Genomic DNA, 13666 nt, shown 5'->3' with positions numbered 1-13666 from the left:
TCCGGCCCCAGCGTTTCCAGCGGTTATACAGCGTCTTGTGAGGGCCATAGTCCTTTGGTGCATCCCGCCAGCGCAGCCCATTGCGATTGACGAAGACGATCCCGCTCAACACCCGCCGGTCATCGACACGCGGCTTGCCGTGGCTCTTGGGAAAGAACGGCCGAAGCCGCTCCATCTGCTCGTCCGTCAGCCAAAACAGGTCGCTCATCTCAGTCTCCTTGCGGAGCCTGAATCAGATCACCGCGCTCACATCAATGGGTCCTGACCCTAGTCATAGGCGGCGAGTATCTGACCAGCGGAATCCGCGAGCGGGCGGCCGAGCTGGTGTCGCTCGACCTGGGGCCGCGCACCGACATTGAGATCGAGGACCGGCTCCGCCATGAGATCGAGCAGGAACGGCTGACCAGCATCGACCGGCGCTTGTCCCGCGACATGGATGCGAACCGGACGGTCGAAGCCGCCGACCGCGACCCCTTCTATCAGTCGCTCCGCGCAGGCCGGTTGCAGAAGCTGGGGCGGCTTGGCCTTGCCACCGAGATCGAACCGGGGCGCTGGCGGTTGGCGGACGGCATGGACGGCACGTTGAGACGCATGGGCGAGCGCGGCGACATAATCCGCACCATGCAGCGTGCGTTCACCGAACATGGGCTGGAACGCAACCTGTCCGACTATGCCATTGCCGATCCCGCGAATGTGTCCCCGATCGTTGGGCGTGTCGTGGAACGCGGCCTGTCAGATGAGGTGAACGACCGCCATTATCTCATTATCGATGCGACGGACGGGCGCAGCCATTATGTTGATATCGGCAAGGGCGAGGCGACCGGGATCATTCCCACCGGCGCGGTGGTGCGGATCGAACCCAAATCGACCGATGCTCGCGCCGTTGACAGGACAGTGGCGGAGATCGCCGCCGCCAATGGCGGGCGCTATTCGATCGACATTCATTTGCGCCACGATCCGACCGCGCGGGAGACGTTCGCGGAAACCCATGTGCGGCGGCTGGAAGCGATGCGGAAGGCGATGGCCCGAAGCGGCGGCGACATCGAGCGTGAGCCGGACGGCACTTGGATCATTGCACCAGACCATCTGGACAAGGCTGCCGCCTATGAAGCGCAGCGCGCCAAGGCCGCGCCATTCATCGTCGATACGCTGTCAGCGATGCCGCTGGACCGGCAGGCCGGTTCCGATGGCGCGACCTGGCTGGACCGCGAGTTGATGACCGACCGGCCGGAGCCATTGCGCGATGCCGGATTCGGAAAGGACACCCGCGCGGCGCTCGCTCTGCGGCGGCAATTGGCTGATAGCCGAAGGGCTGGCGCGGGAGGAACAGGGCCGCATGATCTATCGCGCGAACCTGCTGGCGACCTTGCGGCGACGGGAGATGAACCGCGTTGCCGGGCAACTGTCGGACGAGTTGGGGCTGTCCTATTCCGAAGCCAAGCCTGGCGAACGGATCGAGGGCATCTATCGCCGTCCCATCGAACTGGCGTCAGGCCGCTATGCGCTGATCGAAAAGAGCCGCGAATTTACCCTTGTGCCGTGGCGGCCCGTGCTGGACCGCCACCTTGAGAAACAGGTCTCCGGCATCATGCGCGGCGATAGCATCAACTGGACCATCGGTCGCCAGCGCGGGCCGTCGATTTCGTGAATTGCCTTGGCTGGTTTTGGGACGATCCGGAACGCCATCTTTCAGGAGCGCAGATTAGGATAGCTGACGTTTCGGACGGCGAACCGGCATGTCAGCTTGGCACCCCAAGCTCCCTCATTCGGTCACGCGTCAACCCATCCCCAAAGCGGCCATTCACCTCCAAGGGACACAGCAACAGCGTGCTTGGGTCATGCCTGTGCGGAATCGCTCACCCGAATATGCAAATGGCGACGTTCGCTGCTCGTTATCGTTTCCGCAAACGTGTTTGCGCTCTCTTTTATTTCAGAGCAAAACTTCCGAAATGGCGTATTGTAAAAAGATCTCAATATGAAATTGATAAAGAAAAACGGCCCTATTCCACCAGACACTGGTATTCTGCAATTCTTGTATTGGCCGATGGTTAAGTGGGAGATGGGATGATGATAATCGGCTGCCGCCTCAGGATCGTAGTCGAATCTAATTGGAACCGTCACTACGTTTCGCTCTATTACATCGCCATACAAATCGTCCTGATCGTAGACCTCACTGTTATTTTGATATTCGAGAAGATCAGGTGAAGGAAAGAATGCAAGGCGATGCCGGCATAACGACCCTTCCTGAAACTGATAAAGAAGCTGAACCAATCCTCCGTCAATCAGCCTAAAGTTGTAAGATCGGTTTTTAACAAGTACGGCATATGCCTCGACATAGGCGATGTTCTTTAAGGTCACAGAAAGGTCGGTCGTCTTTCCAAAATTAACTTCCGCACTCTCGCCCGCCGTTGTTAGGACAGGAAAGTTCTGATCAACACAAAGGCCTGCCGAGATTAGATCGGCAGTTAAAACCTCGATCTCCCTTCTGACACTCTCAGGGTTCACGCCGAGTTCTCAACGATCGAGGAGTCGACGAAGCGCCGCAATATCGTCGGCCGGCAAGTCTTCTAACAAGACTTTTCCCTCCCCTATGTCAGAAACGAGCTTGGTTAAGCTACTCGTGGCGCCTTGGATCTTCTTCTGCTCCGATGCCGATCTATCTCGGTTGACAACTCGAAGATGCTTTCTCGTTTCCTCATTCGGATAAACAAATTCTAACTCGTAATTATGAGCTTCGACCCTGCTATACTCTTCTTTTAAACGCTTCATGTTGGGTCCAATCCCCAGCACCCTCACCCACGCCTTGCTGCGAGTTATGGCGGTGAAAAGCTGATTTCTAACTCGACCGACGTTGTAGGGACCGCCGTAGCAGTCCTGCGCATTGATCACGTAAACCATTCCAGCTTCGTTGCCCTTCGCGCGGAATATCCCTGTAAAGGCAATGGACTCATCCTCGCCTCGAAAGAATATATCAGAAGATGTATCCACACCGGCAACGTGCGACTGAATCCCTCGTTCAAAAAGCTCACGCCGCGGCGACGCTACTTGCTTGACTGTTGAGATGGGATCCGGATTTATGACGATAATGTCGTCGTAGCCCAGCTCGTCATAACGGATGTTCCTCTCAATCTGGTCGACCAGCCATTTTGTTTGAGAAGCTGTATCGGAAAACTCTATGAACTCGATCAGTCGATCTACTTCGGCTGGAGTCTCCAAGAATGCCGGACTTGAGTCGGGGGTTCGCTCCAAGGTGACCTGCTGGCCATCCTCAAGGTTGCCCGATTTGACGGTATAGCCAACGTCACGCCAGAGTTCCGACCGATCGAACATCTGAATAAGGCCAGTGCCCGTCTTGGGATCGGTGTCGCGGTATATGCCAAAACCGAGAGCGTGCGCTGTAGCGAGGACCGGGCGTGAGTTGCGATAGCACTTTTCTAGGATAATATCTTGGCTCGGCTTCCCCTTAGCATTTTCGTCGAACACCACGTTTGGTTGGCCAGCTGCATTCGTACCAAAAAGCTCATCCGGCGGGGGCAGGCTGCTATCTGTGAGAGATTGGAGCTCATCGTAGGCATAGACTAAGCGCTTCTTTTCTCCGAGCGCCGCATAGCAAAGACGTAAGAAGCTAGGCGCAAAGTCCTGAGCTTCGTCCACAAGGATGGCGTCGAAGACCGGGGACGCTCTGTTTGAGGCGGCGAGGGCCATTTCAACCACGCCCTTGAACGCAGTTTGAGTTGAAAAGCGTTCTTTTGCTCTTCTAAAATCCCAAAACTCCAAACCGTTCGCTTGGCAATACTGGTAGTAAACCCCTGTTCGTTCTATACCTCCTGGCGCACCCCAAGCATTGATAACCTGCAGCTGCTCCCAGTCCGGTTGCTCGCGCGTCTGCTCATAGACAAAAGTTTCGATCAAGCGCCTGAACTGCGCCTTCAGAGATCGAGTGTTAAATGTGACCGCGATTTTCCATTCTGGATGAAGAACATGAAGATAGGCGGCTTTAAGCGCCAAGATAATAGTTTTCCCTGATCCTGCTAGGCCGCGAATTCTCTGAACGCCGTCGACCGTTTCGATCACTGCGCGACTCTGTAAAGAGTCAAGGTTCGCAATTGAATCTTCGAGAGACTTTAGGATAGATCCGCGAGAGTCACTCTTAGCAGTCTGCCGCTTTCGCTTGCTCTTCCTAATCGATGAGATCGACTGGATAACAGAGTGCGCGCGCTCAAAAAGATCCGGCCGATCCCACTGGATAGCCGAAAGTTGCTTGATGAGATCGCCATCACTGCTTGCTATGCGATAATCCGGCTCCGTGGTCGTGGCGCTTGTTCGGGGAGCGAAGGTCACCACGATAGGCTCGGCGAGGAGCGTTCTACCGCGCATAAGATCATTGTGGGGGCGTAGGCGAGTGTCTAGCTTATTAGCGTAATCGTCCTGCTCGGCTTCAAAGCCTGTCGCATCAGAACCTTCAACCAGCTGAAAAAGAACGATGCCGTGTTCCGGACTGATCCAAAGCGCATCAACCGAACTGACGCCATCGGTTCCCGCCAAAACCGGATAGCCAACATACAGAACACCGGGCTCATTGAAGTTCGCCTCAATCAGCTCCGCCAAGCGCTGGCTCGTCACAGGCTTCTTCGTCGAGCCCCAAACTACGTCTGTCATTATCCCGCGCCGTTGAAAGTTTCAGGGGGAGGCATAGCAAAGATAATGAGTGCATGTCACCCATGGGACGAGATGGGCGCGCTGACGCGGACTGGCCGACTGCTGGCATGCCGTTGGGACGGACGCCGAGGAGCCGTCAGGAACTGGCGTCGTCCGATATCGGTGCAATCATCTTTTCATCGAATACCAGCAGTTGGCATTCGATTCCCTCTAGGAACCCCTTCACTTTCGACAGGTCCTCGCTAGTGGCGATTAGAATCTGAGAGCGCCCATTCGCTATCCTGGACGCCTCCGACAGCAGCCCAGCGACGCTCGCCTCTGCCGCCTCCTGCTGTCGGGGTTCGTCGAAAACCACCAGCCCCGGATGATTGGTCTTGCTGCCATGGGCAACGTCCAGCAGCCCGAGTTGATACGCCCACTTGAGTCGAACGCTGTCGCTGGCGGAAAGCTCGAACCCGATCTCGAACCCCTCCTTCTCCGGCCGGTAGCTGTCGTGCGACACAGTGAGGTCCTTCGCCGGGAAAGTGCCGAACCCATACCTGACGAGCTGGGACCGGATCGACGTCTCCAGCTTGGACAGCTTGCCGACGTCCTTGTCGCTCAGCCTCGCTTCCGGAAGGTCGGCGCGTTCGGCCAGCATATCCCGCCAGGCTCGCGCCTGCTCGCTCAACGCATCAAGCTGCTGCTCGAACCGTCCTATAGTGTCGCCGATACGAACCAGTTCCTGTTCGAGGCGAAGGCGTTCTTCGATGAACGCCGCAGACGCGGCATGTGACGGAGCGATCAGATCGGACTTCAGCGCGCGAAGACGTGCCGACTTACGTCTGACGTCCTCGCCCGTCGATACCAGTTCCAGGTCTAGTTCGCGGATTATGGCGACCGAGCGATCGGCGAGCCGCTTGAACACCTTCCTCTGGGCGCTGAGGTATTCAATGTTGTCCTCAATGGACATCACCGACTCCAACGCCCCCTGTGGCAGAAGCGACTGATCGATCGCCTGCTCACACGTCGGACAGTGGTTGGGGTCGAGCTCGCGTGAAAGCGTAGAGCCGAAATTCTGGAGCTTTAGCGCGTCCTTGTTCTTCTGAAGGTCCTCCTCGAGCTGTGCGATCCGCTGTGCGGTCGAAGCCTGCTGAACGAGTTCGGCCTGTCGATCCCGGAAAATCGTCGACCGTTCCGTGTTCAATGACATGATCTCGGCGTTGAGTGCCTCGGCCTCCGCCGCCGCGCCTTCGACGACATCTTCCACCTCGGGGATGGTTTCGTTCTCGAGCGTCTCAAGCTGCTCCGCCAGAGCCGCGATGCGCGTCTGCAAGCGCAGCCATTCGCCGTTCTGCTGGTATTCCAGATAGGCGTTTTCGACATCGCTTCCCAACGCGGTCGGCGCCATTGGCAAGCGTGCGGCTCTGAACCCCGATGCCGTTGCAAGCGCAACGATTGCATCCACGGATTTGGCCCAATCGGTCCTTGCCGCGCCCATGCGTAGTTCGAGGTCCTGGCGCCTAAGCTCCATGTCGTGGGTATCGAAATCCATCAGGAACTCGACGCTTCGCCGGTGGACTTCTCGTATCCTGAACTGAGTCGGTATCGCGCCGGGTATCGCAGTCCAACCCACCTTCTGCTCGACGAAGAACAGCGGGAACAGGGTTTCGACGTAGAGCGGACAGTCGCCGCCATCGAACCTCTTCACCGTCGGCAGGTTCCAGCTCATGAACTCAGCCAAAAGCCGGTGGAAGCCAGCCTCCCGCTGAGCGCCGCCAGCGTCCATCACGAAGTAATCGCGGCGGGCATAGTCGCCGGGGCCTTCGGTCAGCTCCGGGCCACCAATGACGCTTATCAGCCGTCGATCACCTTCGGCGATTACATTGCGCCGCACGGTCATCATCTGACCACCGGCGTTCTCAATTTCTACGGCGACGTATGACTCGAGGATTTTGTGCTCGACCCCGCTGGCGGGATTCTGGACATATTCCCGCATTGCGTAGGAGAGAGGGATCTCCCGCCTCGGGCTGAGCATCTGTTCAAGACCTAAAGCATAGAGAAACGCATGGAGGACGGTCGACTTGCCGGACGTGTTCGGCGCGTGGAGAACGGTCAGTCCGCCGTCGAGCCTGACGTCGGTCCCGTATAGACCGCCAGTGGTTTCAGCGCGCAGCCTGATATGCCTGATGCGGAGCATCAGAACGCTTCCATCTTCATTATCCGCTCCACCACCTGCTCCGTCGTCAGCTTGCCGACGTCATCGAGAAACGAGGCTTCATCCTCGAGCAGCTTCTCCTTCCGGATCGCCGCCACCGCCTTCTTGCCTTCGTCGGACAGCGCCAGGGCCTTGCCGTCTCGAACATGCACGAGCCCGCTGGCGGCGGCGAACGCTGCTGCCCGGTTTACCCAAGGCTCGATGCGGACCGAAAGGTCAACCGGCCCCCTACGCCTCGCAAGAACCTCACGCATTTGCTGTCGCGATTTAGCCGTGCGGCTCAAATGGGCGAGGAAATGAACCTTCTGCAGACTACAACGCTGCCCGCGTGACGACGCCAGAACGAGCAGCAGCAGCGAGACGCCCCAACCAAGGCGCAAGTCGCCTGGGATCGGCTCGGGGCGCTGTGTCACCGAGAACTCCCCGGTCAGCTTTGACCGGATGCGATTGGCCTCTTCCATATCAGTCAAGCTTCAGCGGGCAGCGCATGAGCCAATCGCTCACGGCACCGAGCGCGATCGTGTCGGCCGTGCCGGGATCGAGGTTTGGAACTGCCGCCAGTATCGCGGTCTTTAGTGAGTCGATCTCGGCGTCCAAGGGGTCGCCGACAAGCCTGCGCGACCCGAGCCGCAGGCGCCTCAACCTTTCCGAGATCAGGCGGACGACGTTCTCATAGGCGTCCGGCGCCATGGAACGCAGCGTGTCCTTTGCATTCTCCGATTGAACGAACACGCGGAGCAGATCATCGACGACGTCCTCCAACTCGCCGGAGTCCGACACACGCTTCACCATTTTGGCGCGAAGATTGTCAGCCAGGCTCTGATCCCCGTCGGATACTGCCGCAACGTCTTCGTCGGTAGGCTCCGGCACTATCGGGCGGATGCGTTTCCGCAGAAGCATCCTGTGATTCCACGTGTCGGCGTCGAAGGTTTCCCGATCCTGAATGATGATCTGGAAGTCGCCATCGACATACGGCAGTTTCTTCGCCCTGACCTCAGCCGCCTTCTTCGCCGCGTGCTCGACCACCGCTTTGCTGTCGTGCAGCGGCACGGCCAGTATCCAGCGCTTGATTTTCTGGCCCTTCAGAATTGCGGCCGCACCGCCGTTCGGATCGCAGAACTTCTTGATGTCGATCGTGATCTTCGACTTCTGCTTGTCCGCACGGACCGCGACGTCGATCGGCTCCTGGACGGCGTAGCACTGATACACGAGCTGCTCGTGCAGGCAGATGAAGTCGAGCCCGCAATCACCGAGATGCTTTGCAGGCACCTTCTGAACGTTGTGCGCGCCGTGTTCCGCCTGGAGTAGGTGAAGGACATGGCCTTCCCACTCGTCGCCGTCCCATATGTCGGATTCGCCAGCCAAACCCTAGTAGTCCCCGCCCCATGAAAATGCGTGGTCCAGCAGGCGCCGTTCGAAGATCCAGAATACTCGGTTATCCAACGAAGCTCCCCCCAAACACAGATTTAACTCGGCACATTAGATACGCAACCGCCGATTTTCGGCTCCTGACAAGAGCCGCCTTTCAGCCTATCGCTCTAGAACGGCAGGCTTGCCCCGCGCTCGGTCGAAAATCCCGACACGTCTATCGATGAACAAAAGGCGGATTTCAAAGAGCACATCTGGGCGGCTGAATGTCCGGAAAGTTGGCGGTTCTTGCCCGGGCGTCTGATCAGATATCGTGTTGGGCGGCGAAGAGATCGGGTTCGATTGCTTGCGGGATTGGCAGCCCCGCTCGTTCAGCGATGATCGCGACGTAGCGATCTGCGTGGCAGGGACGCGGGCTGCACCAGCAAGCGAGCGCAATATGCTCGCCACCGCGTACGCGCTCAGCGAGCTGGTCTAGCAACTGGTCAATCGGGCCGTTGTTTGTGAGGTCAATATCGAGGTCGTGGCCGTGTGCGGCGATGACCTGAGCACGTTCCTTCGCATCGCGATGGTTGTGCAGGATATGCCGGTTGCCCAGAACCGGATTGTTGCGATCCGCGTCGATGATCGTCTCATGGGCGGAGGCAGCGATCCCACCCTTGCGCTTCGAGACGACACGGACTGATCCAGGCTGAGCCATTGAGTTCTCCTTTGCCGCGCCGTTTTGGCTATGCAGGTGGTAAAAAGCGGCAGCTATCAGGAAGGTCCATCAAGCCATAAGCGGTTGGGATGGCGGCGAAGCACGAACCGGCCTCATCATCCGAAATCCGTTCGCAGGTTAGTTCCGATGCCATTATGTTTTAGATCATTGATCCGGATAGCCATGCTGCGTCCCGGATCGAACGGTAGTTCCTCGAAGCCGAACGACCCATAAAATGCCCGAACCTCATCATCGAGTGGATGGGTCAGGACGCAGAAGCAGCCGACTTGTTCGGAGAGGTGTACCGCCGTCGTAAGGGCGAAGAACATCAGGGAACGCGCGTAGCCGCGCCCCTGATAGCGCCAGTCGATCGCGAGTTGGCCGAGCAATACCGCTGGGATGGGATCAGGCCGGTTGCGCTGGTGGCTTTTCGCCAGCCAGGCCCGTTCGATTTGCGCTGCCGACAGGCTGACATAGCCGACTATTTCCCCTGCCTGCGTATCGCAAACGACACTGGTGCGGGAAACGCTCGCCTCCTGATTGTGCCACGCATGACGCCAGAACCAGTTATTCAGCGCCTCCCGACCGCAATCGAAGGTCGTTCGATCATCTTCGGCAGTAAGCGGCCGGGGCGGAGTTAGTCTTGCCATGCAGGGCGGGTTGCCGAAAGTTTGCGTAGTGCCGGAATGTCTTTGGCGGGCGCCTCAACCCAAGCCTCGACTTTTTCCCATTCCTCAGCGGGAATGGTTACGATCCTGCGCTCCAGCAAATCCGCTTCGGCGGCCTCGATCGCCTTGCGCCGGATGAAGTCGCTCAGATTGGTGCGGGCATGTTGGGCCGCTGCCTCCAGCAAGACGCGCTCGTTGGGGCTGACGCGCACGCTCAGCACGGCGGGGGTAGCATTGGCCATTTCAACAATCCTTTCTCGGTATGACAATAGCATACAAAGCATTGATGGAGAACCCGCCTTCCAGAGTAGTTTCGGCGATTCCCGCGTTCAGTGCGGCCCGTCCGGCGACTCGAGGGGCTCAATATCTATGACGCGACGACGGATTTTCCGCTGAACACGCGCGAGAAGTCCCTTCAGCCGTAAAAATCGTCCTCCATTCCCAGACCACAGGGACGATTGAGGACATCGCGGGACAACTGGGGGTATCACGCCCGAACACTGACGTGAGCCAGCCTTGGCTTCGTTCGCGCCGCCTGTCGCGGCCCGCGAGTCGGAGCCAGCATCATGACCCCCACCAAACTGCTCGTTGGGCAAATATTCGTCGTTTTCGCCATCGTTGTGTTCGGTGTCTGGGCCGCCACGCAATGGGCGGCGCACATGCTCGACTATCAGGCGCAGCTTGGGCAGCCCTGGGCCATTGCGTTTGGGGTGCCGGTCTATAGGCCGTGGCAGCTCTTCGGCTGGTGGTATCATTACGATGCCTATGCGCCGGAGGTGTTCGACGAGGCCGGGATGCTGGCAGGCGCGAGCGGCTTTCTCGGCTGCGCGTCGGCGATCATCGGTTCGCTTTGGCGGGCGCGGCAGAACCGCAACGTCACCACCTACGGTTCCTCGCGCTGGGCAACGCGCGGCGAGATCGCCAAGGCCGGGCTGTTCGATCCGGCGGGTTTGTTCCTCGGCCGGATGGGCGGCGACTATCTGCGCCATGACGGGCCGGAGCATGTCATGGCCTTCGCGCCCACCCGTTCGGGCAAGGGCGTCGGGCTTGTCGTGCCCTCGCTGCTGTCGTGGACCGGCAGCGTCGTCGTCCACGACATCAAGGGCGAGAACTGGACGCTGACCGCAGGCTGGCGCTCGCGCTTTTCGCATTGCCTGCTGTTCAACCCCACCGATCCGCGTTCGGCGCGCTACAATCCGCTGCTCGAAGTCCGCAAGGGACCGGACGAAGTCCGCGATGTGCAGAACATCGCGGACATATTGGTGGACCCGGAAGGCGCACTCGAACGGCGTTCGCACTGGGAGAAAACCTCCCATTCGCTTCTGGTCGGCGCGATCCTGCATGTCCTCTACGCGGAGGAAGAAAAGACCCTCGCGCGGGTAGCGACGTTCCTCTCCGATCCCCAGCGGTCGTTCGCGCACACGCTGCGCCGGATGATGGCGACCAACCATCTCGGCACCAGGGAGCATCCGCAAGTCCATCCCGTTGTCGCCAGCGCAGCGCGTGAGGTGCTGAATAAATCGGAGAACGAGCGCAGCGGCGTCCTCTCCACGGCCATGTCGTTTCTCGGTCTCTACCGTGACCTGACCGTGGCGCAGACCACGGCGGCCTGCGACTGGCGCATTGCCGATCTTGTCGATGCCAAGGCCCCGGTATCGCTCTATCTGGTCATTCCGCCTTCGGACATTTCGCGCACCAAGCCGCTGGTCCGCCTGATCCTCAACCAGATCGGCCGCCGTCTCACCGAACGGCTCGAAGGCGATCCGAAGAAAAGCCGCAAGCATCAATTGCTGATGATGCTGGACGAGTTCCCGGCATTGGGGCGGCTGGATTTCTTCGAGACGGCGCTGGCCTTCATGGCGGGCTACGGCATCCGCGCCTATCTGATCGCCCAATCGCTCAACCAGATCAGCAAAGCCTATGGCGAGAACAACGCCATATTGGACAACTGCCATGTCCGCATCGCGTTTTCGTCCAACGACGAACGCACGGCCAAGCGGATCAGCGATGCTCTGGGCACCGCCACCGAATTGCGCGCGCAGCGCAACTATGCGGGCCATCGTCTCGCGCCCTGGCTCAGCCATGTCATGGTGTCGCGTCAGGAGACGGCCCGCCCGCTGCTGACGCCCGGCGAGGTGATGCAGTTGCCGCCCGCCGACGAGTTGGTGCTTGTCTCCGGCCTTGCCCCGATCCGGGCGAAGAAGCTGCGCTACTATCAGGACCGCAACTTCATAGCGCGGATATTGCCGGCGCCCGATCTTGGCGGCGGCCACAGCGGCGGCGGTGTCGCCGGTGGTGACGATGGCGGGAACGGCGGCGCTGGCGGTGCGGCCTATGCCGATCGTCCCGACCCGCGCCCCGACGACTGGGGCGGCGAGGTGCGCGGCCCTCATGAAAAGCTGGCCTTCGCCGCCGAAGCCGAAGGCGCGGATTTTGATGAAGCCGAAGGCGGCTTGCAACAGCAACGCCATCCCGGCCTGCCCGAAGAACAGGCGGCCAGGCCCATTGAGCGCGAGCAGGACGCGACGCCCGGCGACGATGACGACAGCGACCCCGCCGCCGACCGGCGCGCGATGACCAGCCTCAGCAATGTCGCCCGCGCCGTCGCCATGAATGAGGGCAAGCAGCGCGGCGACGATCTCCTGCCCAGCTTCGGAGGGGATGACTGATGCGGAACCGCGACAAGGTGCGCTATCAGCTTTTCCTCGAACCGCGGCTGGCCGAGCGGCTGGAGGAAATCGCCGCCAAGCCCGGCGTCGCGCGCTCCGATATATTGGTGGCCGCGCTTGACGCCTGGCTGACCCGGCAGGGCAGTCACGAACTGGACGACCGTTTCGGCGGGCGGCTCGACCGGATGAGCCTCCAGCTTGGCCGCCTCAGCCGTGACGTGCAGGTGCTTCTGGAAAGCCTCTCGCATTTCGTCCACCAGCAATATTGCCTCACCGCCCAGCTTCCCGAACCCGACGCCGCAGCCCGCGCGATCGGCCGCGACCGCTTCGACAGGTTCATTGAGCAGATCGGCCGCCAGATGGCCGCAGGCCCGAAGCCGCTTTCGCAGCGGAGCGAGGCGGTCCAATGAGCGGCCCCACGACCAGCGGCGTCAGCATGACCGCGCAGGGCCGCCGCCGTGCGATGCTCAGGACCGCGATGGGGCCGCAGATCGCCGCCGCGCTGGCCGATCCTCTTGTCATAGAGATCATGGTGAACCCGGACGGGGCGCTACGGCTCGACCGGCTGGGGCAAGGCCGCGTCGATACCGGCGAGCGGCTGGAACCGGCCGAAGCCGAGCGCATCATCCGGCTTGTCGCCTCGCACGTCCGCGCCGAAGTCCATGCCGCCGCGCCGATCGTCAGCGCCGAACTTCCCGAAGGCGGCGAACGGTTCGAGGGGCTATTGCCGCCCGTATCGGCCGCACCCTGCTTCTCCATCCGCAAGCCCGCCGCCCGCATCCACCGCCTCATTGATTACGTCTCGGACGGGATCATGCGCGCGGAGGTCGCGCTGGTGCTGTCGATGGCCGTTGTCGAGCGCCGCAACATCCTTGTCGCGGGCGGCACGTCGTCGGGCAAAACGACACTCGCCAATGCGCTGCTGGCCGAGATGGCAAGTCTGGATGAGCGGGTCATCATCATCGAGGACACGCGCGAGTTGCAATGCGCCGCGCCCGATACCGTGGCGCTGCGCACCCGGCCCGGCATCGTCAGCATGGCCGACCTCGTGCGCTCCACGCTGCGCCTTCGCCCGGACCGCATCATCGTGGGCGAGGTCCGGGGCGGCGAGGCGCTGGACATGCTCAAGGCATGGAACACCGGCCACCCCGGCGGCATCGCCACCGTCCACGCCAACAGCGCGCGTTCGGCGCTCTACCGGATCGAGCAGCTTGTCGCCGAAAGCGTCATCACCGTCCCGCGCCGCCTGATCGCCGAAGCGATCGACATGGTGGTGTTCATCTCCGGCCGGGGCACCGGCCGCAGGATCGAGGTCGTTTCGGAGGTCAGCGGTCTCGATGCCGACGGCGATTACGCCGTCACCGATCTCACCATCCCCCACAACCCGACTTCTTCAGGAGAATGA

Annotated in this window: 14 protein-coding genes and 1 pseudogene; 5 read left to right on the top strand and 10 right to left on the bottom strand. The window is 60.4% G+C overall.

Annotation, left to right across the window (positions count from 1 at the left end):
• Positions 1–208 (bottom strand): transposase (locus RN629_RS12300; protein ID WP_407035491.1); only part of this gene is annotated, 208 nt, incomplete at its 3' end.
• 59 nt (positions 209–267) lie between these two features.
• The gene (locus RN629_RS12295; protein ID WP_407035490.1) at positions 268–645 is read right to left on the bottom strand and encodes a hypothetical protein; all 378 of its coding nucleotides are present in this window, start codon (positions 643–645) and stop codon (positions 268–270) included.
• Between RN629_RS12295 and RN629_RS12290 the strand changes: the two are divergent.
• Both RN629_RS12290 and RN629_RS12285 read left to right on the top strand, forming a co-directional pair.
• Positions 538–1239: pseudogene (locus RN629_RS12290) on the top strand (DUF3363 domain-containing protein); the annotation flags it as partial. The gene RN629_RS12295 and the pseudogene RN629_RS12290 overlap by 108 nt on opposite strands.
• A gap of 4 nt (positions 1240–1243) precedes the next feature.
• Entirely contained in the window at positions 1244–1648 is a 405-nt protein-coding gene (locus tag RN629_RS12285) for a DUF3363 domain-containing protein (RefSeq protein WP_407035489.1), read from the top strand.
• A gap of 188 nt (positions 1649–1836) precedes the next feature.
• Here the strand turns inward: RN629_RS12285 and RN629_RS12280 are convergent, their stop codons facing one another.
• The 8 genes from RN629_RS12280 to RN629_RS12245 all read right to left on the bottom strand — a co-directional run bounded on the left by RN629_RS12280 (position 1837) and on the right by RN629_RS12245 (position 9834).
• Positions 1837–2505 (bottom strand): DUF2290 domain-containing protein, encoded by a 669-nt coding sequence (locus RN629_RS12280; RefSeq protein WP_407035488.1) that lies wholly within the window; start codon positions 2503–2505, stop codon positions 1837–1839.
• A 9-nt stretch (positions 2506–2514) separates the two neighbouring features.
• Positions 2515–4608: a DEAD/DEAH box helicase gene (locus RN629_RS12275; protein ID WP_407035487.1), complete on the bottom strand. Its 2094-nt coding sequence runs from the start codon at positions 4606–4608 to the stop codon at positions 2515–2517.
• A gap of 187 nt (positions 4609–4795) precedes the next feature.
• Entirely contained in the window at positions 4796–6838 is a 2043-nt protein-coding gene (locus RN629_RS12270) for an ATP-binding protein (protein WP_407035486.1), read from the bottom strand.
• Positions 6838–7317 carry a hypothetical protein gene (locus RN629_RS12265; RefSeq protein WP_407035485.1) on the bottom strand — a complete coding sequence of 160 codons (480 nt, stop codon included), beginning with the start codon at positions 7315–7317 and terminating at the stop codon, positions 6838–6840. Before RN629_RS12265 ends, RN629_RS12270 begins: the two co-directional genes overlap by 1 nt.
• A 1-nt stretch (position 7318) precedes the next feature.
• A complete protein-coding gene (locus RN629_RS12260; protein WP_407035484.1) occupies positions 7319–8221 on the bottom strand; it encodes a hypothetical protein in 903 nt (300 codons plus the stop codon).
• 307 nt (positions 8222–8528) lie between these two features.
• Complete coding sequence (locus RN629_RS12255; RefSeq protein ID WP_407035483.1) at positions 8529–8924, bottom strand: DUF4326 domain-containing protein; 396 nt, start codon at positions 8922–8924, stop codon at positions 8529–8531.
• Between the two features lie 116 nt (positions 8925–9040).
• On the bottom strand, positions 9041–9574 hold the full coding sequence (locus tag RN629_RS12250; RefSeq protein ID WP_407035482.1) for a GNAT family N-acetyltransferase: 534 nt from the start codon (positions 9572–9574) through the stop codon (positions 9041–9043).
• Positions 9562–9834 (bottom strand): type II toxin-antitoxin system TacA family antitoxin, encoded by a 273-nt coding sequence (locus RN629_RS12245; RefSeq protein ID WP_407035481.1) that lies wholly within the window; start codon positions 9832–9834, stop codon positions 9562–9564. The genes RN629_RS12250 and RN629_RS12245 overlap by 13 nt, the downstream gene beginning before the upstream one ends.
• Before the next feature lie 324 nt (positions 9835–10158).
• Here RN629_RS12245 and RN629_RS12240 point away from each other — a divergent pair, with 324 nt between their 5' ends.
• From RN629_RS12240 to trbB, 3 genes are read left to right on the top strand one after another with little or no spacing between them, the layout of a single operon-like run.
• Positions 10159–12261: a conjugal transfer protein TraG gene (locus tag RN629_RS12240; RefSeq protein WP_407035480.1), complete on the top strand. Its 2103-nt coding sequence runs from the start codon at positions 10159–10161 to the stop codon at positions 12259–12261.
• Complete coding sequence (locus RN629_RS12235; protein WP_407035479.1) at positions 12261–12671, top strand: CopG family transcriptional regulator; 411 nt, start codon at positions 12261–12263, stop codon at positions 12669–12671. The genes RN629_RS12240 and RN629_RS12235 overlap by 1 nt, the downstream gene beginning before the upstream one ends.
• Entirely contained in the window at positions 12668–13666 is a 999-nt protein-coding gene (trbB, locus tag RN629_RS12230) for a P-type conjugative transfer ATPase TrbB (RefSeq protein ID WP_407035478.1), read from the top strand. The genes RN629_RS12235 and trbB overlap by 4 nt, the downstream gene beginning before the upstream one ends.

It is taken from the genome of Facivitalis istanbulensis, from assembly GCF_040560405.1.
GTDB lineage: Bacteria > Pseudomonadota > Alphaproteobacteria > Sphingomonadales > Sphingomonadaceae > Sphingomonas > Sphingomonas istanbulensis.
The sequence above is the reverse complement of the archived record's forward strand: the minus strand, read 5'-3'. Positions and strand labels throughout refer to the sequence as shown.

Coding starts and splice junctions, on each gene's coding strand:
- RN629_RS12295 (WP_407035490.1), bottom strand. CDS start 645: ATGTTCGGTGAACGCACGCTGCATGGTGCGGATTATGTCGCCGCGCTC.
- RN629_RS12255 (WP_407035483.1), bottom strand. CDS start 8,924: ATGGCTCAGCCTGGATCAGTCCGTGTCGTCTCGAAGCGCAAGGGTGGG.
- trbB (WP_407035478.1), top strand. CDS start 12,668: ATGAGCGGCCCCACGACCAGCGGCGTCAGCATGACCGCGCAGGGCCGC.
- RN629_RS12240 (WP_407035480.1), top strand. CDS start 10,159: ATGACCCCCACCAAACTGCTCGTTGGGCAAATATTCGTCGTTTTCGCC.
- RN629_RS12245 (WP_407035481.1), bottom strand. CDS start 9,834: ATGGCCAATGCTACCCCCGCCGTGCTGAGCGTGCGCGTCAGCCCCAAC.
- RN629_RS12285 (WP_407035489.1), top strand. CDS start 1,244: ATGCCGGATTCGGAAAGGACACCCGCGCGGCGCTCGCTCTGCGGCGGC.
- RN629_RS12270 (WP_407035486.1), bottom strand. CDS start 6,838: ATGCTCCGCATCAGGCATATCAGGCTGCGCGCTGAAACCACTGGCGGT.
- RN629_RS12250 (WP_407035482.1), bottom strand. CDS start 9,574: ATGGCAAGACTAACTCCGCCCCGGCCGCTTACTGCCGAAGATGATCGA.
- RN629_RS12235 (WP_407035479.1), top strand. CDS start 12,261: ATGCGGAACCGCGACAAGGTGCGCTATCAGCTTTTCCTCGAACCGCGG.
- RN629_RS12265 (WP_407035485.1), bottom strand. CDS start 7,317: ATGGAAGAGGCCAATCGCATCCGGTCAAAGCTGACCGGGGAGTTCTCG.